This window comes from Streptomyces sp. R818 (genome assembly GCF_056172735.1).
In genome coordinates this window covers 217,168-240,365 of the sequence record NZ_JAOCNE010000005.1, presented here as the reverse complement: position 1 = coordinate 240,365, position 23,198 = coordinate 217,168, and the positions used below count along the sequence as shown (strand labels likewise).

The 23,198-nt window shown below is 73.0% G+C and carries 25 protein-coding genes; 9 read left to right on the top strand and 16 right to left on the bottom strand.

From position 1 onward, the window contains the following. Positions 1-80: 80 nt before the first annotated feature. Positions 81-851: an SDR family NAD(P)-dependent oxidoreductase gene (locus N5I75_RS16260; RefSeq protein ID WP_476678172.1), complete on the bottom strand. Its 771-nt coding sequence runs from the start codon at positions 849-851 to the stop codon at positions 81-83. A gap of 131 nt (positions 852-982) precedes the next feature. Between N5I75_RS16260 and N5I75_RS16255 the strand changes: the two genes are divergently transcribed. Further along, complete coding sequence (locus tag N5I75_RS16255) at positions 983-1,579, top strand: TetR/AcrR family transcriptional regulator (RefSeq protein WP_476678170.1); 597 nt, start codon at positions 983-985, stop codon at positions 1,577-1,579. A 213-nt stretch (positions 1,580-1,792) separates the two neighbouring features. Here the strand turns inward: N5I75_RS16255 and N5I75_RS16250 are convergent, their stop codons facing one another. The 9 genes from N5I75_RS16250 to N5I75_RS16210 all read right to left on the bottom strand — a co-directional run bounded on the left by N5I75_RS16250 (position 1,793) and on the right by N5I75_RS16210 (position 9,939). Continuing rightward, positions 1,793-2,455 (bottom strand): dienelactone hydrolase family protein, encoded by a 663-nt coding sequence (locus N5I75_RS16250; protein WP_476678169.1) that lies wholly within the window; start codon positions 2,453-2,455, stop codon positions 1,793-1,795. Then, positions 2,452-3,297: a DUF1295 domain-containing protein gene (locus N5I75_RS16245; RefSeq protein WP_476678167.1), complete on the bottom strand. Its 846-nt coding sequence runs from the start codon at positions 3,295-3,297 to the stop codon at positions 2,452-2,454. The genes N5I75_RS16250 and N5I75_RS16245 overlap by 4 nt, the downstream gene beginning before the upstream one ends. After that, positions 3,294-4,607, bottom strand: a complete 1,314-nt coding sequence (locus N5I75_RS16240) for a class I SAM-dependent methyltransferase (protein ID WP_476678165.1) — start codon at positions 4,605-4,607, stop codon at positions 3,294-3,296. The genes N5I75_RS16245 and N5I75_RS16240 overlap by 4 nt, the downstream gene beginning before the upstream one ends. Beyond that, positions 4,607-5,893: a class I SAM-dependent methyltransferase gene (locus N5I75_RS16235; protein WP_476678163.1), complete on the bottom strand. Its 1,287-nt coding sequence runs from the start codon at positions 5,891-5,893 to the stop codon at positions 4,607-4,609. Before N5I75_RS16235 ends, N5I75_RS16240 begins: the two co-directional genes overlap by 1 nt. Beyond that, entirely contained in the window at positions 5,890-6,630 is a 741-nt protein-coding gene (locus N5I75_RS16230; RefSeq protein WP_476678161.1) for a DUF1365 domain-containing protein, read from the bottom strand. The genes N5I75_RS16235 and N5I75_RS16230 overlap by 4 nt, the downstream gene beginning before the upstream one ends. Continuing rightward, the gene (locus N5I75_RS16225) at positions 6,627-7,943 is read right to left on the bottom strand and encodes an NAD(P)/FAD-dependent oxidoreductase (RefSeq protein WP_476678183.1); all 1,317 of its coding nucleotides are present in this window, start codon (positions 7,941-7,943) and stop codon (positions 6,627-6,629) included. The genes N5I75_RS16230 and N5I75_RS16225 overlap by 4 nt, the downstream gene beginning before the upstream one ends. A 129-nt stretch (positions 7,944-8,072) precedes the next feature. Further along, positions 8,073-8,651, bottom strand: a complete 579-nt coding sequence (lepB, locus tag N5I75_RS16220; protein ID WP_476678159.1) for a signal peptidase I — start codon at positions 8,649-8,651, stop codon at positions 8,073-8,075. Between the two features lie 105 nt (positions 8,652-8,756). Then, positions 8,757-9,425: a class F sortase gene (locus tag N5I75_RS16215; RefSeq protein ID WP_476678157.1), complete on the bottom strand. Its 669-nt coding sequence runs from the start codon at positions 9,423-9,425 to the stop codon at positions 8,757-8,759. A gap of 79 nt (positions 9,426-9,504) precedes the next feature. Next, positions 9,505-9,939, bottom strand: coding sequence for a hypothetical protein (locus N5I75_RS16210; RefSeq protein ID WP_476678155.1), 435 nt, complete (start codon positions 9,937-9,939; stop codon positions 9,505-9,507). 338 nt (positions 9,940-10,277) lie between these two features. Between N5I75_RS16210 and N5I75_RS16205 the strand changes: the two genes are divergently transcribed. The 3 genes from N5I75_RS16205 (at position 10,278) to N5I75_RS16195 (ending at position 11,531) form a co-directional block, all read left to right on the top strand. Continuing rightward, a complete protein-coding gene (locus tag N5I75_RS16205; protein WP_476678154.1) occupies positions 10,278-10,583 on the top strand; it encodes an STAS domain-containing protein in 306 nt (101 codons plus the stop codon). 40 nt (positions 10,584-10,623) lie between these two features. Next, on the top strand, positions 10,624-11,067 hold the full coding sequence (locus N5I75_RS16200) for an ATP-binding protein (RefSeq protein ID WP_476678152.1): 444 nt from the start codon (positions 10,624-10,626) through the stop codon (positions 11,065-11,067). A gap of 65 nt (positions 11,068-11,132) precedes the next feature. Next, positions 11,133-11,531 carry a VOC family protein gene (locus tag N5I75_RS16195; RefSeq protein ID WP_476678151.1) on the top strand — a complete coding sequence of 133 codons (399 nt, stop codon included), beginning with the start codon at positions 11,133-11,135 and terminating at the stop codon, positions 11,529-11,531. A 33-nt stretch (positions 11,532-11,564) separates the two neighbouring features. Here the strand turns inward: N5I75_RS16195 and N5I75_RS16190 are convergent, their stop codons facing one another. Genes N5I75_RS16190 through N5I75_RS16180 form a run of 3 tightly spaced genes read right to left on the bottom strand, consistent with a single transcriptional unit; the run spans position 11,565 to position 16,714 of the window. Further along, complete coding sequence (locus N5I75_RS16190) at positions 11,565-12,233, bottom strand: SMI1/KNR4 family protein (protein WP_476678149.1); 669 nt, start codon at positions 12,231-12,233, stop codon at positions 11,565-11,567. Between the two features lie 24 nt (positions 12,234-12,257). After that, positions 12,258-12,554 carry an STAS domain-containing protein gene (locus N5I75_RS16185; RefSeq protein WP_476678147.1) on the bottom strand — a complete coding sequence of 99 codons (297 nt, stop codon included), beginning with the start codon at positions 12,552-12,554 and terminating at the stop codon, positions 12,258-12,260. Continuing rightward, complete coding sequence (locus tag N5I75_RS16180; RefSeq protein WP_476678145.1) at positions 12,554-16,714, bottom strand: SpoIIE family protein phosphatase; 4,161 nt, start codon at positions 16,712-16,714, stop codon at positions 12,554-12,556. The genes N5I75_RS16185 and N5I75_RS16180 overlap by 1 nt, the downstream gene beginning before the upstream one ends. A 363-nt stretch (positions 16,715-17,077) precedes the next feature. Between N5I75_RS16180 and N5I75_RS16175 the strand changes: the two genes are divergently transcribed. Continuing rightward, complete coding sequence (locus N5I75_RS16175; RefSeq protein WP_476678143.1) at positions 17,078-17,446, top strand: STAS domain-containing protein; 369 nt, start codon at positions 17,078-17,080, stop codon at positions 17,444-17,446. A 140-nt stretch (positions 17,447-17,586) separates the two neighbouring features. Beyond that, on the top strand, positions 17,587-18,393 hold the full coding sequence (locus N5I75_RS16170; protein WP_476678142.1) for an oxidoreductase: 807 nt from the start codon (positions 17,587-17,589) through the stop codon (positions 18,391-18,393). 37 nt (positions 18,394-18,430) lie between these two features. Here the strand turns inward: N5I75_RS16170 and N5I75_RS16165 are convergent, their stop codons facing one another. Together N5I75_RS16165 and N5I75_RS16160 are read right to left on the bottom strand one after the other, a co-directional pair. Then, a complete protein-coding gene (locus tag N5I75_RS16165) occupies positions 18,431-19,297 on the bottom strand; it encodes a LysR family transcriptional regulator (protein ID WP_476678140.1) in 867 nt (288 codons plus the stop codon). 129 nt (positions 19,298-19,426) lie between these two features. Next, complete coding sequence (locus N5I75_RS16160) at positions 19,427-20,017, bottom strand: TetR/AcrR family transcriptional regulator (RefSeq protein ID WP_476678138.1); 591 nt, start codon at positions 20,015-20,017, stop codon at positions 19,427-19,429. Between the two features lie 135 nt (positions 20,018-20,152). Here N5I75_RS16160 and N5I75_RS16155 point away from each other — a divergent pair, with 135 nt between their 5' ends. The 3 genes from N5I75_RS16155 (at position 20,153) to N5I75_RS16145 (ending at position 22,726) form a co-directional block, all read left to right on the top strand. Beyond that, positions 20,153-21,103 (top strand): alpha/beta fold hydrolase, encoded by a 951-nt coding sequence (locus tag N5I75_RS16155; protein ID WP_476678137.1) that lies wholly within the window; start codon positions 20,153-20,155, stop codon positions 21,101-21,103. A 138-nt stretch (positions 21,104-21,241) separates the two neighbouring features. Continuing rightward, the gene (locus N5I75_RS16150; RefSeq protein WP_476678135.1) at positions 21,242-21,976 is read left to right on the top strand and encodes an ANTAR domain-containing protein; all 735 of its coding nucleotides are present in this window, start codon (positions 21,242-21,244) and stop codon (positions 21,974-21,976) included. A gap of 51 nt (positions 21,977-22,027) precedes the next feature. Further along, positions 22,028-22,726 carry an ANTAR domain-containing protein gene (locus tag N5I75_RS16145; protein ID WP_476678133.1) on the top strand — a complete coding sequence of 233 codons (699 nt, stop codon included), beginning with the start codon at positions 22,028-22,030 and terminating at the stop codon, positions 22,724-22,726. A 34-nt stretch (positions 22,727-22,760) separates the two neighbouring features. Here the strand turns inward: N5I75_RS16145 and N5I75_RS16140 are convergent, their stop codons facing one another. Beyond that, entirely contained in the window at positions 22,761-23,180 is a 420-nt protein-coding gene (locus N5I75_RS16140) for an SRPBCC family protein (RefSeq protein WP_476678131.1), read from the bottom strand. Positions 23,181-23,198 lie beyond the last annotated feature (18 nt).

Genomic DNA, 23,198 nt, shown 5'->3' with positions numbered 1-23,198 from the left:
CATCCCGTCCTGTGCCGCATGCGGCGACTCCAGGTCATGCCTGTGCCGGACCGGGGCGAGGAAAAGCCGACGACCGACGTCTACGCCGCGACCACCGCCACCCCCGTTCGGCCGCCGTCCACGTCCACCACCGTGCCGTGGACGAAGGACGCCTCGTCGCTCGCCAGCCACAGGGCGGCGTGGGCGATCGCGGCGGGTGTGCCGACCGTTCCGGCCGGGGTGCCGTGCATCATGACCTCGCCGCGGTGCGGGTCGCTGCCCTCGGGGGAGGGCGGCAGGATCACACCGGGGGAGACGGCGTTGACGCGTACGCCCTGCGGGCCGAACTCGGCCGACCAGGCGCGCGTCAGGGTCTCCATGGCGCCCTTCGTCGAGCTGTACAGTGCGCCCGCGGGGACGCCGAGGCGGGCGATCCAGGAACCGAGGTTGACGATCGTGCCGCCACCGGCGGCTGCCATGGCGGGGGCGATGGCGGCGGTGAGGAAGAACGGCGCCTTCACGTTCACGGCGTAGACGTGGTCGAAGGTCTTCTCGTCGGTGTCGACGGTGCCGGGGGACGGGTAGATGCCGGCGTTGTTGACCAGGACGTCGATGCGACCGCCCAGCGCGGCGGTGGCCTCCTCGGCGAGTTCGCGGGACGCCTCCGCGCTGCCGTCCAGGTCCGCCGCCACGAAGTCGGCCCGGCCGCCCGAGGCGCGGATGCCGGCGACGACGGCGGCTCCGCGTTCCGTGTTGCGGCCGGACACGACGACGTGGGCGCCCTCGGCGGCGAACACCTCGGCGATGGCCTGCCCGATGTTGCTGGTGGACCCGGTGATCAGTGCCGTCCTGCCGTGCAGTCGTCCGGTCATGGCGTGCTCTCCCTGTTCGGTGGGGCGGGTGTTCTGCCGTGTGCGGTGCCTACGGTGCTCCGCGAAAAATGGACCGGCAAGTCCAGAACGGGGGTACCGTTGCCCCGTACGTCACTGGAGAAAGGGCCGGCATGAGCGAGGCGCTGACCGCGAAGGGCCGGGCCACCCGGGCCCGCATCGTCGAGGGCGCGGCCGAGGTGCTGCGCGAGCAGGGGGTCGCCTTCACGCGGCTCGACGACGTCCGGGACCGAACCGCCACCAGCAAGAGCCAGCTGTTCCACTACTTCCCCGGCGGCAAGGACGAACTGCTCCTCGCCGTGGCCCAGTTCGAGGCCGACCGTGTGCTCGAGGACCAGCAGCCGCACCTGGGCCGCCTGGACTCGTGGGAGTCCTGGCAGCGGTGGCGGGACGTGGTCGTGGAGCGGTACGAACTGCAGGGCGACCATTGCCCGCTGGGCGCGCTGTTCCTCCAGGTCGGGCGGTCGAGCCCGGGCGCGCGTGCGATCGTCACGGAGCTGATGCGGCAGTGGCAGGAACAGCTCGCGCGCGGGGTCCGCGCCATGCAGGAGCGGGGCCTCACCTCGCCCCGTCTCGACGCGAACCGTACGGCTGCCGCCCTCCTCGCGGGGGTCCAGGGCGGCGTCACGATCATGATGTCCACCGGTGACTCGACCCACCTCAAGGCGGCCCTCGACACCGGGATCGAACATCTGCGGCTCCAAGGATGACGAACACCCTTGACCTGTCGTCCCGTGCCGCTCGATCGGCCGCCCACACGGCAGTCTCCACGAGGCTGGCCCGCTACGGCGCTCGGCAACTGCGCGCTGGCCCGGTACGCGCCGGTTCCAGGAGACGGACCGCGGGGCGCCGTACCCGCTGGAGGCGATGAGCCGAGTCGGCGCAAGGATCGATCGGCGTGAGCGGTAGATGGGGCGAGGGCGCTACAGCCGCAGCAGGTCCACGACGGTCGAGGCGGTCGTGCGGTGCCAGTGGGCGCTGTCGCGGAGCATCGCGTGGTCGCCGCCGGGGACGATGTGGGCCTCGGCCCGCGCACCGGCCACGCGCGCTCGTTCGGCGAACGCCACCGACGCCTCGGCGGAGGTGACGCGGTCCTGGTCGCCGTGGAGCACGACGACGTCCTTGCCGCTCAGGTGCGCGACGGGCTCGCCCGCCGGGCACCACGGCGCGAGCGCCAGGACGCCCCGGACCTGCGGCGCTCGCGCTGCCGCCAGGGCCGCGCGGCCGCCCATGGAATGGCCGACGAGCACCACCGGCACGTCACCGACGAGCCGTGTCAGTTCGTCGAGCGCCCGCTGGGCGTCGCGCAGCGCGTCGGCGCCGGGCCCGTTCCAGCCGCGTACGCGGTAGCGCACCTGGGCCAGGGCGACCGGATCGTCGGGCAGGGCCGCGGCGACGGCGCGTACGAAGGGCCTCATCCGCAGAGCGGCGAGGTGCCAGGGGCGGGCGGGGGAGTGGCTGTCGGAGCGGCCGCCGTGCAGGAACAGCACCGCGGCCCGGGCGCCGGGCGGAGTGCGGCGCGAGATCAGCGCCGGTGGCTGCTCCTTCCTCGTGCGGGCGCGGTATTCGTTCCCGGTGCCGGTCATGCGTCCTCCTGGTGCTGTGCCGATGCCCGCTCGCGTGGCCGTCGTCGCCGGGGCGGCAGCGGGAAGAAGCCGCTGGTGCGGGCCGCGTACCGGGCGTAGCCGGGCCGGTCGGCCATGTGCTGTTCGAGGAGCCGCTTCCCGCTTCCCCTGGTCAGCAGCAGACTCATCACCAGGGGGGAGACGAGGCTGACGGCCGCGGCGGCGAGCGAGTCGCAGGTGATCAGGTACAGACCCCACCACACGCAGAAGTCACCGAAGTAGTTGGGGTGGCGTGTGCAGCGCCACAGGCCCCGGTCCATGATCCGGCCGCGGTGCGCCGGGTCCGCCTTGAACCGGGCGAGCTGGGCGTCGCCGACCGCTTCGAAGCACAGCCCGACGGCCCACAGGGCCGTTCCCGCCCAGGCGACGGCGGAGACGGGGCCCGGCACGTAGGAGGCGGCCTGGACCGGCAGCGACACGAGCCAGACGAGGGCCGCCTGCACCAGGTAGACCATGCGCAGCGCGTAGAGGTCGCGGCGCCCCGGGGCCTTGGCGAGGAGGCGTGCGTAGCGGGGGTCCTCGCCGTGCCCGCGTCCGCGCCGGGCGATGTGGACAGCGAGTCGCAGGCCCCATACGGCGGTCAGGACGGTGACCAGGGCGCGTCGCGCGGGGTCGCCGGTGCCCGCCGACGCGAGACAGGACACGACGGCGACGGCGGTGAAGCCCAGGCCCCAGGCGATGTCGACGATCCGGTGCACGCCCTTGCGCACGGCCACGGCGAAGGTGGTGAGCAGGACGGTGAGCGCGGCGGCGGCCGACCAGGCGAGGTTGGCCGCGAAGCCGGACCAGGGGAAGCCCGTCACCGGTGCCGCTCCGCGCCGTCGTACCAGGAGTGCGGGGCCGGTGGCGTACCGCTGCCCGGGGCGGTGGCGGGCCGGGTGGCGAGGATCTGGTCGACCCCCATGCGCCGCTCCTCGAAGGCGAGGGCGCCGCCGACCAGGTACAGCCGCCACACGCGCGCCCGCTCCTCGCCGACGAGCGCGACGGCGTCGGCCCAGCGCTCCTCCAGGGTGTCGTGCCAGGCGGCGACCGTGCGCACGTAGTGCTCGCGCATCGACTCCGACGAACGCACCTCAAGACCGGCCCCCTCCAGGAGGTTGAGGGTGTCGCCGAGCGGGCGCATGTGCATGTCGGGTGCGATGTACGCCTCGATGAAGGCGCCGCCGCCCGGGGCGGTCGCTCCGCGTGACATCTGCTGGACGAGGACCCGTCCCCCGGGCCGCAGCAGACCGTGCAGCGTCCTGGCGAAGGCCGGGTACTCGGCGTCGCCGACGTGTTCGCCCATCTCGATCGTGGCGACGGCGTCGTAACCGCCGCCGGTGATGTCCCGGTAGTCCTGGCACACCACGTCGACCCGCTCGCCCAGGCCCCGGGCGCGTACCCGTTCCCGTACGTACGCGGCCTGTTCGCGGGCCAGGGTCACGGCGGTGACCCGCGCCCCGTGGTGCTCGGCCGCGTGCAGGGTGAGCGAGCCCCAGCCGCAGCCGAGGTCGAGGAGGCGGGCACCGGGGGCCAGACCGAGCTTGCGGCAGACCAGTTCCAGCTTGGCGCGGTGCGCGTCCGCGCCGGTGAACTCCGGCTTGTCGTCCGCCCAGTAGCCGCAGGAGTACGCCATGGTCTCGTCGAGGAGCAGCTCGTAGAAGGCGTTGGAGAGGTCGTAGTGGTGGCTGATCGCGGCCCGGTCCCGGGATCTGGTGTGCAGGGTGCCGCGCAACCGTGCCTGGGAGGCGGGCGGGGCCGGGGCGGGACCGGCCGCGCCGAGGCGGACGGCCGTGGCGAGGGCCCGCGCCCGGTCGGCGGGGCGCAGCCGGGGCGCGGACAGGGCGCCTTCGCGGGCCGCCGCCCACATGGCGCGCAGCCCCGCGCCCAGATCGCCCTCGACGTCGATCTCACCGGTGACGTACGCCTGGGCCAGGCCCAGCTCGCCCGGCTGCCACAGCAGGCGGCGCAGCGCCCGGCGGGAGCGCACCACGACCACGGGGCCGTCGGCAGGGCCGGTCTCGCTGCCGTCCCAGCCGCGCAGGCGGACGGGGAGCGGGCCGCCGAGAGCCGTCCCGGCGAGGGCGGCGAGGCGGTGCGCGACACCGGTGCGGGGGGAGGCGGGGGCACTCATCACCGGTCGGTCTCCTTGGTGAGCAGGTACTGCTGGACGTCGAGGTAGCCGGAGCGGAACCCGGCTTCGGAGTAGGCGAGGTAGAACGTCCACATGCGGCGGAACGTCGCGTCGAAGCCGAGTGCGGCGACCTCGTCGGCGCGCGCGGTGAACCGTTCGCGCCACAGCCGCAGCGTCTCGGCGTAGTGCGCTCCGTAGGCGTCGCGGCGGGCGAGGGTGAGCCGGGTGTGGTCGCGCACGGTCGTGGCGACGGCCTCGGTGGACGGCAGCAGGCCGCCGGGGAAGATGTACTTCTGGATCCAGGTCCGGGTGGCGGCGCCGGCCAGCATCCGCTCGTGGGGCATGGTGATGGCCTGCAGCGCTGCCCGGCCGCCCGGTGCGAGGCGGGCGTCCAGGGTGCGGAAGTAGGCGGGCCAGAACTCGGCGCCGACGGCCTCGATCATCTCGACGCTGACGACGGCGTCGTAGGTGCCGCGCACCGCGCGGTAGTCGCACAGCTCGACGGTGACCCGGTCGGCCAGTCCGGCCGCCGCGGCGCGGGCACGGGCGAGATCGCGTTGCGCGGCGGAGAGGGTGATCGAGGTGACCCGGGCTCCGCGGGCGGCGGCCCGTACGGCCAGTTCGCCCCATCCGGTGCCGATCTCCAGGACGCGGCTGCCGTCGCGGACGCCGGCGAGGTCGAGCAGGCGGTCGATCTTCCGGCGCTGGGCGTCGGCGAGCAGCCCCCAGTGGGCGGGCAGGCCGCGGAAGAGCGCGGAGGAATAAGTGAGCGTCTCGTCGAGGAAGAGCGCGAACAGGTCGTTGGACAGGTCGTAGTGGTGGCTGATGTTGGCCCGCGCGCCCGTGGGGGTGTTGCGTTGCGCGGACGGCCGGCGCGGCGCCCACAGCGTGCGCAGCCTCTGCAACGGAGCCGGAACCAACTCGGCGACGTGAGCGGCCAGTTCGGTGAGTACGCCGACCAGGTCGGGGGCGTCCCACTCCCCGGCCAGATAGGACTCGCCGAACCCGATCAGGCCCTGCGTGCCGACGCGGGCGTGGAACGCGTCGGGCCGGTGGATGTCGAGCGCCGGTCCGCCGCGGCCCCGTACGGGCCCGTCCGCGTACCGCACGCGCAGCGGCAGGCGGTCGAGCGCGTGGCGGACGACGGCCGCGGTGGCCGCGATCCGCACGCGGGAAGCGGCCGGTAGGGCGGCGACGTCGGGCCAGCGCGCCGGGTCCACGACGGCGGGCGGCGGTGCGGCCGGGGGAGCGGTGACGGTGGCGCAGCGGGGTCCGTGGGTGCTCATGAGACGTTCTCCGAGGTCCTGGGGTCGGGGTGCGCGGGGCGCGGCTGCACGGGCAGTCCCCGCAGGTACAGGCGGATGCCGTGCAGCCGGATGGCCGCGGACACGGCGAGCGTGGACCACGGGCGGCGCAGCGCCAGGCGCAGCAGGGTGCGTGGGCGGGCGTCCTGCCGGGTGCCGCGCACGGTGGCCGTGAACGGCCTGCCGCCGTCGCGCTCCAGGTGGACGGTGAGAGCGACACGGTCGCCCGGGGCGGGCAGCCGCATACGGTAGCGGCCGTCGACGGGGAAGAACGGCGAGACGTAGAACTCCTTGCCGGTCACCGCCTCGCCCGCGCTGTCGGGGAGCAGGAGGTAGCAGTGCCGTTCGCCGTAGGTGTTGTGGACCTCGGCGACGGTGCAGCGGGGGCTGCCGTCGGGGCCGTGGCACCAGTAGAGGGTGAGCGGGTTGAAGACGTGGCCGAGCACGCGCGCGTGGGCGAGCATCACGACGGGGCCGCCTTCGAGGTCGATGTGGTGGCGGGCCAGGAAGGCGTCGAGCCCGGCGCGGATCGTCGGTGCCCGGCCGTCGAAGTGGTCGCGGGTGTCGAAGCGGGCCAACGAGCGCAGCAGCACAGGCAGTTCGGGCGGGTGGTCGGGGTCGATCAGCCACATGTAGGTGTGATGACGCAGGACATGGCGGCGCGGAGATGTGCGCACATGTGAGATGGCGACGCCGTACAGCGCGGGGGCCGGGCTCACCAGCGCACCCCGAGCGCCGCGGCGGCCGCGACCCCCGAGCGGCAGCCGTCCTCGTGGAAACCCCAGCCGTGGTAGGCCCCGGCGAACGCGGTGACGGCCGTGTTCAGCTCCGGCAGCCGCTGCTGCGCGGCGACCGACTCCCGCGTGTAGACCGGGTGTTCGTAGACCATACGGGCCCGGACCAGGGCGGGATCGACATGTTCCGCGCCGCCGAGTGTGACCACGTACCTCTCGGCCGCGGAGATGCGCTGGAGCCGGTTCATGTCGTAACTGACCTGCACCCGGTCCGCCGCCGCCGTGCAGGACGGCATCCGGTAGTTCCAGGAGGCGCGGGCGCCCCGGGCACGCGGCAACTGACGGGTGTCGGTGTGCAGCAGCGTGGTGTTGCGTGAGTAGGTGAAGGCGCCGAGCACCTCCTTCTCCCGCGGTGTGGCATCGGCGAGGAGACCCAGCGCCTGGTCCGGGTGGGTCGCGACGACGACCGAGTCGTAGGTGCGCGTGGTGCCGTCCTGAAGGGTGAGGCGGGCGCTGTCCGGACCCCGGCTCACGGCCCTGACGGGCGTCGACGGACGCACGGTGTGCAGGTGCCGGGCCACCCGCTCGACATACGTGGCCGATCCCCCGGTGACGGTGCGCCACGTCGGCGTCCCGCCCACCGACAACATGCCGTGGTGGTGCAGGAATTGGAACAGGTACGCGGCCGGGTAGCGCTGGGCGGTGGCGGCGTCGCAGGACCACACGGCCGACACCAGCGGCGTCACGAAGTGCGTACGGAAGTACGGGGTGAAGCCCTCACGGTCGAGGAAGGCGCCCAGGGTGAGCCCCTCCTCGTCACCGCTGGCGAGAAGGCGCCGCGCGGCCCGGTGGAAGGCGGGCACCTGGGCGAGCAGGCGCAGGTACCGCCCGCGCAGCGCACGCGAGGGCCGGGCGAACAGCCCGGCCGGGCCGCGCGCGCCCGCGTACTCCAGGCCACATCCCTCGCACCGCACCGACATGCTCATCTCCGACTCCTGCGTGACGACGCCGAGTTCGTCGAAGAGCCGCAGGAGGGTGGGGTAGGTGCGGCGGTTGTGCACGATGAAGCCGGAGTCGACGCGATGTGTGCGCCCGTCGGGTGCGGTCAGCTCGTGGGTGTGAGCGTGTCCGCCGAGCCGGTCGTCGGCCTCGTAGAGCGTGACGTGCCGCGCGCGGGCGAGCACATGGGCGGCGGTGAGTCCGGCCACCCCGCTGCCGATCACCGCGACACGCCGCCGCCCGCGCTCCCCGCCGTCACCGAGCCCCTTGCCTGCCCGCGAGGTGTTCGCCGCCCCCATCGCCATCGCTGCTCCTTCACCGGCCCCCGATTGCGGCCACGGCGGTAATCCGGAGCCGGCCGGGGAGCGGATTGGAGATCATCCGCGGATGGGCCCGGCAGCGTTCCATTCCGCGCCGGGTGCGCGAGGCTATTCGGGCGCGCCCCAACGTGGGTCGTACGGGGCTGTCGCCCAGGGCGGCAGCCCCGCACCCACGGTCCGGACGCGCCGCCCGACCATGTGGCCCCCGATCCCGAGACCGGCCCCGACCAGCAGCGACAGTCCTCCGAGAATGCCGAGGGCCGGCAGCGCCAGCGGCAGGGAACTTCCTTCTTCCCGCACCCGGCCGCGTACCCCGGAGGCGGCGACGGTGCCCGACTGGTCGTCGAGGAAGAAACGGCCGTCGTAGGAGTCGATCCGGTTGTCGCCGAGGAGGAACAGCCGCCCGGCCGGGACGGTCACGTCGTAGGCCGGCAGGGTCGGCGGGGATGGCACACCGAACACGTTCCGCTCGACGTACGGCTCGTCGAGCTGCTCGCCGTTCACCAGGACCCGCGTGCCGTCGGGGGACGCCACATGGTCACCGCCCATGCCGATCACCCGCTGAAGGACCGGTGCGCCCTCGTACCGTCCGGGGATCTGGACGAGGACGACGTCGCCCCGGTGCACCTCGTCCTCGCCGAGCCGCTCGATCTCCAGCCGGTCTCCCTGGCCGAAGGTCGGCCGCATCGCGTGCTCGCGAGAGCTCTCTCGCCTCTTCTCCGACTCAGCGCGCGGAGCCGCGCAAACATTACGGGCGTCGGGCGCGTGGAGTGCCGGGCCCCTCAGGAGCCGTCAGCGGTGGCCGGTGAGGTGGGCGCTGATGACGACGTTGCCTTTGTAGCGTCGGCGTGCGGGGTCGTAGCCGCCGCCGCAAGTGATGAGGCGCAGTTCGGGGCGTCCCGTGTCGGCGTAGACCTTGTCGTCGGGGTAGTCGGCGGCGTCGTAGACGTCGATGGCGTCGATGGTGAAGCGCGCGGTCGTCCTGTCCTCGCGGGGTACGTCGATGTGCATGCCCGGTTCGAGGGTGCCGAGGTCGTAGAAGACGGCGCGGCCGGACGGAAGGTCGACGTGTCCGGCGATGATGGCGGTGCCCTGGGTGCCGGGGGAGGGGCCGTCGCTCCACCAGCCGGCGAGGTCGGGGTCGTCCTCGGGCGGCGCGTTCAGGCGGCCGTCGTCGGCGAGGCGCAGGCCGGTCAGCGGGGCGTCGACGCGGAGCTCGGGGATCCGTACGCGCGTCGGGCGTGACGCCCGCAGAGGCTGTGCGGCGGGGGCGGCGGCGGAGGAGGCGTGCCGGCTGTGGCGTTGCGGCGGCTGCGGCGGTTCCTCCTTCTGCTCCAGGCCGGTGAAGCCGAAGGCGACGGCCGCGCTGCCGATCAGGAGCAGCGCCCATACGCAGCCCGCGGCACGGGACTTGAGCCTCGATGTGGGGTGCGCGGCCACGTCGTCCCGCCCTCTCGCCATGCGTCGTCGGCCTTCGTCGTCGAGGTGAGGGCCGCCCAGAGAACCGCTCCTGGGCGGCGCCCGGTCACCGGGTCCGCGGTCAGTGGCGGCGGCCGGCTGCCGTACGGCGGCGCAGGTGGACACCCGCGGCGGCGGTGACGGCGAGACCGCCGGCGGCGGCCAGGGCGGGGACGCCGAACAGGTCGGCGGAGCCGGTGCCGGTGTGCATCGCGCCGGTCGGCTTCTGCGTCGGGTTCATGACGGTGTCGCCACAGATGCGCTGCGCCTCGGAGGCGGCGGAGTCGGCCTTCTGCTTGAGCTGGTCGACGTTGTCCTTCTCGGCCTGGCCGGGGTGGCCACCGGCGTCGACCGTCTTCTGGTAGTCGGCGAGCGCCGACTTGTACGCGGTCTCCGCCTCCTGGGCGGACGCGGTGGCCGGGTCGCACTGGGTGTCGGAGGCCGCGGCCAGCGGGGCGGCGAGCAGCAGAGCGGCGCCGGCGAGGGCGGTGCCGGTGGCTATCTTCAGCGAACGCATGTACTTCCTCCAGGGGAAGAGCCCGCAGCACACCGTCGGCCGCTATGGAGGCTCATGGCTGGAGGTAAACCCGCTCCACCCGAGGGTGCGCGACACGCCGGGCCGGTCCCGGTGGCCCGGGGCACGTCGCCGAAGGCAACATCGCAGGCCAGACGGGGGCGGCTGCTGCCAACGGGTGAAGGGCCTCCGAGTGCGCCGAACGGGGGAGCCGGAGCGGGTCGTCCGGCCGCCGCCGCCCGCTGGGCGGGACTGCCGGGACGCGGGCCCACGGACGATGACAGAATGGCGCCGTGCGAGCGTCGGTGCGAATCATTTCTGATCAAGGTCCGGAGCAGTCGGTGATCGCCCTGACGGGTGATTGCGACGGCGATACCGAGCCTGCCCTGACAGCGGCGTTGACCAAGGCGCTGGCGGGTGCTCCCGGGACCCTGGTGGTCGATGTGGCGGGCCTGCGCTTCGCCGACTCCACGCTTTTGCACGCATTGCTGGAAGCATGGCGGACACAGAACGACCGGCAGCGTCGGCTCGTCGTGCGCGGGCCGCTCAGCGTCGGCGTGCGGCGCCTGCTGACCGAGACGGGGACCCTGGACCTCCTCATGGACCAGCCGGGGCAAGGTGGCGAGGATCAGGGGTGTACGGAGTGAGTACGGTGTGCAGGCCCCCGGCCGGGGCTCCGACCAGCGCGTGGTCCCAGTGACGGGGGCGGGGCGCGGCGGCGACCGCGAGCTGCCCCGGCACACCGCCGACGACGGCACCCAGCTGTCGGGCGCGCAGGCGCGGGAACAGGTGCGCGATGTCGTGCTGGCCTGCGCGGCGGAGGCCGGGAAGGCTCCGGCCGCGGTGCAACAGCGGGTGGCCGACGCGGAGTTGATCTGCTCGGAGCTGGTCTCCAACGCGCGCCGCCACGGCAGCGGCCTGACCTCGTTCCGGGTCTGGCACGAACGCGGCTGCGTCCTGATCCAGGTGAGCGACCGCAGCGCGGCCCTGCCGGTCACCTCCGACGGGCACCGGGCCGAGCCGGGCGGCTTCGGCTGGGCGCTGGTGCGCAAGCTCGCCGCCGGCGTCTCGGTGGACGCGCACTCCGACGGCACCGGGAAGACCATCACCGCCTACCTGCCCCTGGGCTGACGCGAACCGGCCGAACGACCGGGCGGAGGCGGGCCCGCACGGCGCCGGGCGGGAAGAATGAGGGCATGGAACTCACCCAGATACGCCTGCTGGTGTCCGACTTCACCGCCGTCTACCGCTTCTACCGGGACGTACTCGGGCTGAAGCCGCAGGTCGAGGCGGAGAACGGCCCGTACGCCAAGCTCGGCCCCGACACCGGGCACGCCGCGATCGCGCTCCAGGACCGGGCGCAGATGGCCGGGGTCCTTGAACGGCTGGAAGCGGAGGGGGAGGGCCACCGGGCGCTGGTGGTGCTCCGCGTGGACGACCTCGACGCGACCCACAAGGCGCTCACCGCCCGAGGCGCGGAGTTCCTCCGGGGACCGGGCCCGATGGGCGACCGGATGAGAGTCGCCTACCTGGAGGACCCGGAAGGCAACCTGATCGAACTCCAGGAATGGCTGGCGCTGCGCTCGGGCGCCTGAGCAGGGGCTGCCCGGCCAAACCCCCGGGTACGGCTACGACGGCACGACCCCCAACCGCCGCTCAACGCGCTCCAGCCACCGCAAGTACCAGCCCGCGAAGTCATGCCCGGTCGGCCGGATCCCCTGATGCGCAGGCCGCAGATCCTCCCAGACGGCGCCCCGGTGCGGGCCGGTCATCACCAGCAGCGACGTGTAGCCGCAGCCCTGCTCGGCGAGGAAGACCGTGCCCGCCTCCTGCGCGTCGCACAGCTCCTCGTACCGCGCGTTCCACGCCGCATACGCGCGGTCCAGCGCGTCCTCGTCGGTGAAGGCGTCCTCGTTCGGCTCCTGCTCTTCGAGCGCGTCCAGCTCGCTCTGCAGCGCCTCGGCCACGAAGGGGCGTCCGGCGAACTCGGCAGTGGTCACCTGGCCCGGAAAGGCGAGCTGGACGCCGCGCCATCGCCATCCGCCGGCATCCGCGACCGGCGTCGTCAGACCGTGGTCGGGGCCCGCGCCGCCGCGCCCGACGTGGCGCAGGAAGCTCCGGTACTGCGCCGGAAGGGGCACGCCCAGGTCCGCTTCGAGCGCCCGCAGCTCGTCCTCGCGCAGGACCGGGCCGAGCCGGAAGCCGTGGCTGTTCGCCCCGAACACCGTTCCCGCGTCGCGATGTTCGGCCAGCCGGAGCACCCGGTCCCGTACCCCTGCCCAGCTGCCATCGATCATGGCCGTACGGTAGCGCCCGGCCGGTCAGCTCGTCGGTGGCTCGTCCGCCTCGGTCAGGTCGGTCAGTCCTGAGATGGCCAGGACCGGGGCCAGGAGCGGGTTGGCGATGAGGCGGATGCGGTCGGCGTGCGGGAAGAGGACGCTCAGGCCCGCGCTGTCGAGGTACTCGACACCGCTGAGGTCGAGGACGAGCGCGCCGGACGTGTCCTCCAGCGCGGCGGCCAGGTCGGCGGCGTTGCTCATGTCGATCTCGCCCACCGCGATCAACAGGGCGGCGCCGTCGGCCTGCCGGCCGGGTGTGAGGGTCAGTGGGGTAGTCATCAGGCGATCCTCGTGTGCATGTCGACGGTGGTCCCGGCCGGCCCCGGGGTGACGGTTACCTGCTGCATCAGGGCACGCATCAGCCTCAGGCCGCGGCCTCGGTGGGTGTTGAGCTCGGGCTGGGGGGTCTTCCACCGCCCGCTGTCGGCGATCGTCAGGTGCAGGTTGTCGACGAACGCCTCGGCACGGAAGCGGACGACGTCGCCGGGGGCGTCGCGGTGCCCGTGCTCGATGGCGTTGGCACAGGCCTCCCCGGCGGCCACCAGGATGTTCTGCGCCGTCGTCGGGGGCAGCTCGCACTGGTCGAGCCAGCCGCGCAGGGCCTTGCGGACGGGCGCGAGCTGCGCCGACTCGGCGGGGAAGGACATCTCCAGCGGCGCCGGGTGCCGGTAGAGGAGGAGGGCGACGTCGTCGTCGAAGCCGTCGGCGGGCGCCAGCCGGGACATGACGTCGGTGGCGAGGACGTCGACCGCGGTGTCCCGGCCGTCCTGGAGGGCCTCGCCGGCCTCGGTGATACCGGCGCTGAGCGGGCGGCGGCGGCGTTCCACGAGCCCGTCGGTGTACAGCAGCAGCGTGGAGCGTGCGGGGATCGTACAGGTGGCCTCGGGACGGGGGTTGCCCGGCCGGACGGCGAGGGGCAGGGACCGGCCGCCCTCGAGGAGGTGGGTCGTGCCGTCGGGCCGGACGAGTATGCCCGGCGGGTGGCCCGCGCTGGAGTACGTCAGCTGCCCGGTCTCGGCGTTGAGGACACCGCAGAAGACGGTGGTGCACATGGCCCCCGGCACCCCGGCGGCGAACTGGTCGAGCGCCATGAGGGTCTGCGCCGGGCTGGCGTCCTGAAGGAGCAGGGCGCGGCAGGCGCTGCGCAGCTGCCCCATGACGCTGGCGGCCTCCAGGCCGCGGCCGACGCAGTCACCGACGACGATGCCGATACGGCTGTCGGGGAGGGTGACGGTGTCGTACCAGTCGCCGCCGACCTCCAAAGGCTGGGTGGCCGGCTCGTAGCGGACCGCGAACCCGGCGGGCAGGTGGGAGGGGCCGAGGATGGCGCGCTGCAGGGCGATGGCCGTCTCGCGCTGCTGGTCGATCTGGTGGGCGCGGGCGAGTCCCTGGGCGAGGTGGCCGGCCAGCAGGGACAGCAGCAGTTCGTCCTCGCCGGTGAAGGGTCGGTTCTCGCCGAGGTCGAGCCACAGCGCGAGCGGACCGTCGGGGTACTCCAGGAGGATGCCCGCCCCGCCCTGGTCGACGGTGGGGGTGAGCGGCGCCTGCCGGCGCAGTTCGGCCAGCGACCGGCGGCGTTCGCCGGACAGCTGCTGCCAGGTGAGGTCGGGGTCGGTGGAGGTGAGGGTGGGTTCGTCGCCGCGGTCGAAGACGGCGGCCGTGACGCGCCGCGCCCGCCACAGTTCCCTCAGTTCGCCCAAGGCGCCGGTCACCGCGTCGGAGAGGCAGGTGGCCCGGGAGAGGGAGGTGCTCAGGGCCGCCAGGGCGCTCTCGCGCTGGATGGCGTAGTGCTCGGCGGTCACGTCGCGGAAGGTGCCGACGACGACGGAGCGTCCGGTGTCGGGGTCCTGCACCTGGTTGAAGTTGGCGGTGACCCACAGCCGGTGGCCGTCGCGGTGGGTGACGGGGATGGTGTAGCTGCCCCGGCTCTGGTCGAGCAGCGTCGCGAAGGCGTCGGCGACCTGGCGGTGCGCCTCGGGGTCCGTGGCGGCGTCGGGCCACCAGGGGTGGATCGGCTGGTAGGGGAGATGGTCGGTGTCGTAGCCGAGAGTGGTGGTGAAGGCGGTGTTGATCTCGATGACGGCGCCTTCCTCGTCACAGACGAAGAAGGCCTCCTGGAGGGAGTCGACCAGCGCGGTCCGCCAGCGGGCGTGGTGGTTGCGCAGACGCGCCAGCTCGACGTTGGCGCGGACCCGGGCGAGGAACTCGGCTGCCGCGAACGGCTTGACGAGGTAGTCGTCGGCACCGGCCTGCAGCCCCTCGATGGACGCCTCCTGACCGGCCCGCGCGGACAGCAGCAGGACCGGCACGGACGCGGTCCGCGGATCGTTGCGCAGCAGACCGACGAGGGTCAGGCCGTCCAGGTGCGGCATCATGACGTCGCTGACCACCAGGTCGGGGGCGTCGTCACGGATCGCGTCGAGGGCCTGGCGGCCGTCGTCGACGGTGTGGACCTCGTAGCCGGCGTCGCGCAGCAGCCGGCTGAGGTAGTCGCGCATGTCGGCGTTGTCGTCGGCGACCAGGATCCGTGCGAGGGCGGCGGTCTGCGGGGTGGCGGCCGGCTCCACGGCGGCATGGTCCTCGGCGGGCGCCGCGGTGGTCTGCTGGTCCGGAAGCCAGCGCAGGGCCTCCTGGACGAACGGGTCGGCGGCCAGGAGCGCGGAGTCGGTGCTCTCCTCGGAACGGACGGCGTCGGCGGGCAGGTGCGCCCAGCCGAAGGGCAGCCGGATGGTGAAACAGGTGCCCCGACCCTCGGTGCTGTCGGCGGTGATGGTGCCGCCGTGCAGGCTGACCAGCTCCTTCACCAGGGCCAGACCGATGCCGCTGCCCTCGTTGGAGCGGGAGCGGGCGTTCTCGATGCGATGGAACCGCTCGAACAGGCGCGGCATCTCCTCGGCGGCCACGCCGATACCGGTGTCGCGGAGGGTGACGACGGCCTCGGGGCCCTCGGCGTGCACGGCGACGCGGATCGAGCCGTCGAACGTGAACTTCAGCGCGTTGCTGAGAAGGTTGAGGACGATCTTCTCCCACATGCCCCGGTCGAGGTAGACGGGCTCGGGCAGCGGCGCGCAGTCGACGTCGAAGTCGAGGCCGGCCTTGTCGATGGCTGAACGGAACACGCTGGCCAGCTCGCCGGTGACCGTGGCCAGGTCGACCGGCTCGTAACTGGCCTGCATCCGGCCCGCCTCGATGCGGGAGAAGTCCAGGAGGGTGTTGACCAGCTTGCCGAGGCGCAGCCCGTTGCGGTGGATGACATCCAGCTCCTCGCGCACACGGGGAACCGCGTCGGCGAGTTCGTCCTGCAGCCCTTCGAGCGGCCCCATGATCAGGGTGAGGGGGGTGCGGAACTCGTGGCTGATGTTGGAGAAGAACGTCGTCTTCGCCCGGTCCAGCTCCGCGAGCTCCTCGGCCCGGCGCTGCTGGGCCTGGTAGCTGCGGGCACTGGCGATGCCGGTGGCGACATGACCGGCGACCAGCTCCACGAAGCCGCGGTAGTCCCCGTCGAGCGCCCGGTAGCGGTTCAGACCGGCCACCATGAACCCGTACGGGGCTCCGCCCTGCTGCAGCAGCGGCACGACCAACGCCTGAACGGGTGCTTTGGCCCACGCCCCGGCGGGCAGGTCGGCGAACGCCGAACCCTGGAGCGGCACGACGGTGCTCTCACCGCGGGCCGCGGCGGCAGCCGGCCACAGCGTCCCGTCGCCCGCCGGGAGACGGTCGGCGGCGGCGGGGTGGCCGGCCGGGATCCCGCTCGTCGCGGCGAGAGCGGCACTGCCGTCGTCCCCGAACAGGTAGGTCAGCGTGAACGGCAGATCGTGCGGATTGCGGCCGAGCTGCTCACCGGCGAAGTCGAGCATCTCCTGCTCGGTGCGGACCACGCTCGGATCGGAGCCGAGATCGCGCAACGTCGCCATGCGGCGTTCGCCGATGACCCGCTCGGTGTCCTCGCTGACCACGCACAACATGCCGACCACGGCACCGGCGTCGTCGCGCAGCGGGCTGTAGGAGAAGGTGTGGTAACTCTCCTCGACATAGCCCGAGCGCCGCACGAACAACAGCAGTGCCTCGTCCCACGTCGCCTCGCCCGTGGTCAGGACGGTGTCGATACGGGGCCCGATGTCGTCCCAGATCTCCGCCCACACCTCGGTGGAGGGCCGCCCCAACGCCCACGGGTACTTCTGGCCCAGAGTGTTGCGGCGGTAGGCGTCGTTGCAGAAGAACGTCAGTTCGGGGCCCCATGCCATCCACATGGCGAACTTCGACGACAGCAAGATGCTCACAGCCGTCCGCAGACTCTGCGGCCAGCTCTCCGGCTCCCCGAGTGAGGTCGCCGACCAGTCCACCCGGGACAGGTCCGCGCCGACCCTCTCCTCCGCCGCGAAAATGTCGCCCCCGGCCCGCGACGGCACGGTCAGTTCGCCGTCGTCCGCACGTGTCACTGAACACCCTTTCCTTCGCCCCCGGCCCCTGACGCGATGCGCCTCGCGGGCCGTTCCATTGTGCCGTCCAAGCCACATGCCCTGCACAGGCGATTTCCTACGCCCGCCAGCGGGCCTTTTTGCGGCGGGCCGTAGGATGAGACAGCCGTGCCTGAAGGCGGCGGGCACTCAGGTCGGCACCGCGCGGAAGGCAGCATATGACGGCGATCCGGCGCTCCGCCCCGCACGCTGCCGGCCCCGAGGGTCCGCCGGCCTCGGCGTACACATTCCGCACCGATCTGGGCATGGGGTCAGCGACGACACCGCGCTGCTCGCTCCGTTCGTTCCACCCGCCAGCCCCAGCGTCCCCACACAGGAGAAACGGTGACTGACCGCACCCTGACCGCCACCCGACGTTCCGACCCCTCGGGGGTCGTCGTGCTGACCGTGGTCGGCGAACTCGATCACCACACGGCTCCGGAGGTCACCCAGGTCCTGCACCAGACACCGTTCACCCCCGAGGCCCCGGTCGTCTTCGACCTCGACGGCCTCACCTACTGCGACTCCACCGGCATCACGGTCTTCGTCGGCGCCTTCAACCGCTCCCGGGAAACCGGTACGCCGCTGATCCTCGCCGCAGTGCGGGACGACCTCATGCGCGTCCTCCAGATCGTCGGGCTCGACCAGGTCTTCACTTTCCGGCCCACCGTCGACGAGGCGATCGCCACCCTGCACACTTCCGCCGAGTCCTGACCCCATAGGTTTCTCCTCTACCCCCTGCTGCAATTTCGTCTTTGCTCCTCCATATTTCCCCTGCCTACGGTGAATCAGCCCGCCGAGAAGGCGCCTTCTCAAGGCGGGCGAACATTTATCAGGTGGAGAGGGATGACGAAATGAACGCGACGGACAGTCTTTCGGAAACGCGGTGGACGCAGCAGGCGCAGCAGACGCTGCACACGCAGGAATTCGCCGGTAAGCGCGCCGTGGTCACCGGCGGAACGCGCGGCATCGGGGCGGCGGTCGTACGCCGCCTCCTGGACGCCGGCGCCGAGGTGCTCACCACCGCGAGGTCCTCGACGCACGCGGGGCCGGAGGGGGCGGCCTTCGTGGCGGCCGACGTACGGACCGGCGCCGGGGCGGAGTCGATCGCCGCGGCCGTGCGGGAGACGCTCGGCGGGGTCGACCTCCTGGTCCACAACGCGGGCGGGGCGCAGCCCTACGACAGCGCCCTGTCGATCGCCGACGACGTCTGGCAGGACGCGCTGGAGCTGAACTTCCTGTCGTCGGTGCGGCTGAACGCGCTGCTGGCCCCGGGAATGCGGGGCCGGGGCGGGGGCGCGATCGTGCACGTGTCCTCGGCCGCCGTGCCCGCTGTGCCGCCGCCGTTCCTGCACTACACGGCGGCCAAGGCGGCGCTGGAGAACTACAGCAGGGGCCTGGCCGCCGAACTGGCGCCGCACGGCATCAGGGTCAACACCGTGTCACCCGGCAGGACCGCCACCCCTGGCGGCGAGACGACACGCAAGGAGTGGGCGCTCCTCGACCCGAGCCCCGGCCAGGCCGCCAATACGCCTCCGCTGGGCCGTGAGGGCGCGCCCGAGGACATCGCGGACGCGGTGCTGTTCCTGTTGTCGGACCGGGCCGGCTGGCTGACCGGCAGCAATATGGTGGTGGACGGCGGGGAATTCTCCCGGCCGTAGAAATACATTCAGGACCGGCCCGTGAAGGGATAGCGGGTCACCAATTCTCGTTGCGCAGAAGTTCCAGCAGGGCCGTCTTCGCCGGACTCGTGCCGTCGCGGAGTACGGCGATGACCGGCTGGGACACGGCGGGAGAGACCGGGCGGACGAGATGGTCGTGGTCGGGCGGGACTGCGGAGGCCGGGACGAGCGTGGCGCCGAGCCCGTCCGCGGCCCAGCGGACGGCCGTCGAGGTCCGGGAGACGCGAGCGGCGGTGGCCGGGGTCAGCCCGTTCTCCCGCAGCGCGGCCACGAGCACGCCGTCGAGCGCGCTGTCCCGGTCGAACCGCACCCACGGCTCACCCGCCAGGTCCCGCAGCTCGACCCGGTCCGCCGCGAGCCGCGGGTGATCGGCGCCGAGGGCCACGACGAACTGCTCGTCGCCGAGGCGGTGCGCGTCGGCGGGGGTCCGCTCGCACGCCGCCATGAGGGCGAGGTCGAGGACGCCCTGCCTGCACAGGCGCTCCAGCTCGGCGGAGCTGGGCTCCTCGAAGACGGTGACCTCAAGGCGCGGGAAGCGGCGTCGCAGGGCGCTCAGGGCGCCGGGCAACTGGCGGGCGCCGTACCCCATCTGCGCCGCCACGACCAGCTCGCCCGCCGTCTCCCCGGCGCCGGCCCGTGCCGTGGCCCTGGCCCGCCGCGCCGCGTTCACCGCGATCTCCGCCTCCCGCAGGAACTCGCGGCCGACCGTCGTGGGGACCAGGCCGGTCGGCGTACGGGAGAACAGCTCGACGCCGAGCTCCCGCTCCAGGCCGCGGATCTGCTGGGACATCGACGGCTGTGCGACATGCAGCAACTGCGCCGCGGCGGTCACGGAACCGGCCTCGGCGACAGCCAGGGCGTACTCGAACTGGCGAAGGCTCATCGGCTGCCGTCCCCTCCTGTGGGCGTCCGGGACCGAGTGGATCTCGGCGTCGCGAGAATACCGGCGACGGCCGCGGCACCGTCCGGGCGGCGGCACGCGTCCGTGTGCGGCCCCGCTGCCGGACAGGGCTCAGTCGCTCGCGCCGAGCGTCCGCGCGAGCGCGTCCAGCGTCACATCGACGATGGCACGCAGCTGCTCCTCGCCCGTTCCGGCCCGGCTCATGACGGCGAGGGACTGGTTCACGGCGGCGAGGTGGGTCGCGAAGGAGTCGGCCGTCCCGTCGTGCAGACGGCCCGCCTCCAGTGCGGCGCGCAGCCGGGTGTGCTGGACACCGATCGCCTCCCGCGCACGCGCCGCGACGCTCGGGCTGAGCACCGGGGTCGCCATGACGGTCTGGGCCACCAGGCATCCGTCCGGCAGGGTCGGGTCCGCGATGCGTTCCAGGGTGACGTCGAAGAACGCCCGCGCCGCCGCGAGGGGCCCGTCGGCGGCGCTGGACAACGCGGCGTCGTACTTGGCCCCGTACCGCGTGGTGTAACGCTCCAGGCAGCGCAGGAAGAGCGCGTCCTTGTCGCCGAAGGAGGAGTAGAGGGAGCTGCGGTTGAGTCCGGTCGCCCGGGACAGGTCGTCCACCGACGTGTGCGCGTAGCCGGCCCGCCAGAACTGGATCATCGCGGCGTCGAGCGCCGTGGCGACATCGAACTGTTTCTTGCCCGCCATGCCGCGCCTTTCTCCCGCTACGCCTTGTCGCCGGAGCCATCCTCCCATGCCAGCCCCCATCTTGAAACGTTCGGTTCAAGATGGGCTAGGGTTCGACCGACCGCGAACCCACCACCGCGCCTCCGGAGGAGAACCATGCACGACCCCACGGACGCCTCGCGCGTCTTTGGCAACCCGGTCCCCGGCCTGCCACTCGCCGACCTGGCCGGTTTCACCCACCGTTGGGTCGACGGGGGCGGCGTCCGGCTGCACGCCGTCGAGGGCGGCCGGCCGGACCGTCCGGCCGTCGTGCTGCTCGCCGGGTTCCCGCAGACCTGGTGGGCCTGGCGCAAGGTGATGCCGAGCCTCGCCGACCGCTTCCACGTCATCGCGCTCGACCTGCCGGGCCAGGGCCACTCCCAACGCCCGCACATCAGCTACGACACGCACACGGTCGCCGGGCACGTCCATGCCGCGGTGGAGGCGCTCGGCGTCCCGGCCTACTGGCTGGCCGCGCACGACGTCGGCGCATGGGTCGCGTTCTCCCTCGCGCTGAAGCACCAGGACCAGATGCACGGCCTCGCGCTCCTCGACGCCGGTATCCCGGGCATCACCCTCCCCGACGTCGTCCCCACCGACCCCGAACAGGTCTGGAAGACCTGGCACTTCGCCTTCCACCTCGTGCCCGACCTGCCCGAGACCCTGCTCACCGGCCGCGAACGCGAGTACGTCGGCTGGTTCCTGAGGGCCAAGGCGCACTCTCCCGGCACCTTCGACGACGCCGAGACCGAGCGGTACGCCGCGTCCGTGGCCGCCGACGGCGGTCTGCGCGCGTCCCTCGCCTACTACCGGCACGCCGCCGAGTCGGCACGGAAGAACCACGAGGCGCTGAGGCAACAGCGCCTGACCCTGCCGGTGTTCGGGATCTCCGGCAGCCACGGCTCCGTCCCCGACATGGCGGCCTCCCTCAGGCCGTGGGCCGGCCACGCCACCGGGATCGTCGTGCCGGACGCGGGGCACTTCATCCCCGACGAACAGCCCGACGCCGTCGCCGCCGCACTGACCGACTTCGTCGCGGAGGGCCCCGGCCGCGGAGAAGGGGAGTAGCGTGACGGTACGGCGTGCGTCTGCCCTGCGTCAGTGCTGAGCGCGACACCAGTCGGGCGGGTCCCACCGGATATGTGCATGTGACCGCCCTGACCCCGCGTCGATCGACGGAGATGTTCTCCGGGGTGGAGGCAGGCCATGACGGTCACCGCGCGTGAACTGGACATGTCCCGGGCGGTACTCGAGCTGGCGAGCCGTTCGCCCGACTCCGACGTGCTCGGGCTGTTGCACGACCTCACCGCCTTCGCGGCCGCCTTCCTGCCGACACGGGCCGGGATCACTGTCCTCGACAACGGCGGCGACGTCGCCTACCTGACCGCCTCCGACGAACTGTGCCGCCGCTTCGAACAGGACCAACTGGACCTGGACGAGGGCCCGTGCCTGGACAGCGCCCGCACCCACGACCCGCTGCCGCTGATGCTCCTCGACAGCGCCGAGGCCACCGCCCGTTGGCCCCGGTTCATCCCGCTGGCGCTGGCCGCCTCGATCACGGCGGTGGCGGCCGTGCCGCTGCACACCCCCGACCTCATGCTGGGCGCGCTCAACCTGATCAGCACCGGCCCGCCCCTGCCCGACCAGCGCGACCTCGACATGGCCCAGGTCCTCGCGGACGCCGCCGCCCTGGCCCTGACGCACCGCCGGGACGTCGCCGACCGGGAGGAGGTCATCCGCCAGCTGCAGACCGCCCTGGACAGCCGGATCGTGATCGAGCAGGCCAAGGGCGTCCTAGCCGCCCGGCTGCACGTCACTGTGGACGACGCCTTCAGGCTCCTGCGCGCCCACGCCCGCTCCACCCAGCAGCCCCTCACCGCGCTGGCGACCCGGATCGCCACCGGCGACCTTCCCGAATCCCTGCTCGGCCGGGCCCGCTGATGTGGCCGGCCGCGCCCGTTCGGCGCCCTCCACCCCTGCGGGGGGCCCGCCATGCCCGAAAGTGATCTGTCCGCGCTGTTGACCGGCATGCGCCGCGCCGCCCGTACCGGCCGCGACCTCACCGCGTTCTCCGCCCGCACCCTCGCCCACCACACCGGCGTCGACTCCCTGACGCTCACCCTCATCTCGGCCCGGGGCGCCCTCGAACCGCTCTGGGGCGACCCCGGCGATCTGGTCGGCCCGCCGCTGGAGGACCTCCAGTTCACCCTCGGGGAAGGCCCCACCCTGGACGCCGCCACCAAACACCGCGTCATCACCGCACCCGACCTGCGCACCGCCGTCCAGTGGGCCGCGCTCGCCGAAGCCGCCCCCGCCGTCTCCCGAGGCCGTGCGGTCGCCGCGCTGCCCGTGCGGCTCGGCGTCATCGTCCCCGCCGTGCTCACCGCCTACCGCACCACGCCGGCCCCCTTCGCCCCGGCCCGGCTCGACACCTTCACCACCCTCGCCCACGCCCTCGTCCACCCGCTCCTGCAGACCCCCGCCACCCGCCTCGCCCAGGCCGCGCCGGACGCCCCCGACCTGCTGCGGGCCGAGGTCCATCAGGCGGCCGGGATCACCTCGGTCGACCTCGACATCCCCATCGACCAGGCACTGTTACGGCTGCGCTCGCACGCCTGGTCCCGTGGCGAGCCCCTGCGGGACGTCGCCCACGCCGTCGTCACCGGCCGTCTCCACCTCGAACCCGCCTGACCTGCTCCTGCGTTCCGGCGGGGCGGGACCCGCCTCAGCCCGCGAGGGACCGGTGCAGGGCGTCGAGGCCGTCGCGGTAGATGTCGGTGAACAGGTCGACGACCTCGTCCTCGGTGGCTCCCTCCGGGGCGAACCGGCCGGACCACTGCACCTCGGCGGCGTTCTCCCGGCCCGGGACGGTGTGCACCCGGAGGGTGGAGACGTAGCCGTCGACGGGGAACGGTGCCTGGAGGATGGCGTAGCTGTACCGGCGCTCCGTCTCGTTGAAGTCGACGAGGCGCTCGACGATGATGTCGCCCTCGGGGTTCTCCAGCCGCCGGACCCGGCCGCCTTCGAGCGGGGTGCTCTCGCGGATGTAGGGAAGCCAGTCGGGCAGGGAGTCGAAGCCGCCGATGAGGCTCCAGACCTTGTCGGGTGAGGCGGGGACGATGCGGCTGACGGAAGTCGAGGCCATGGTCTTGCTTCTCCTGGA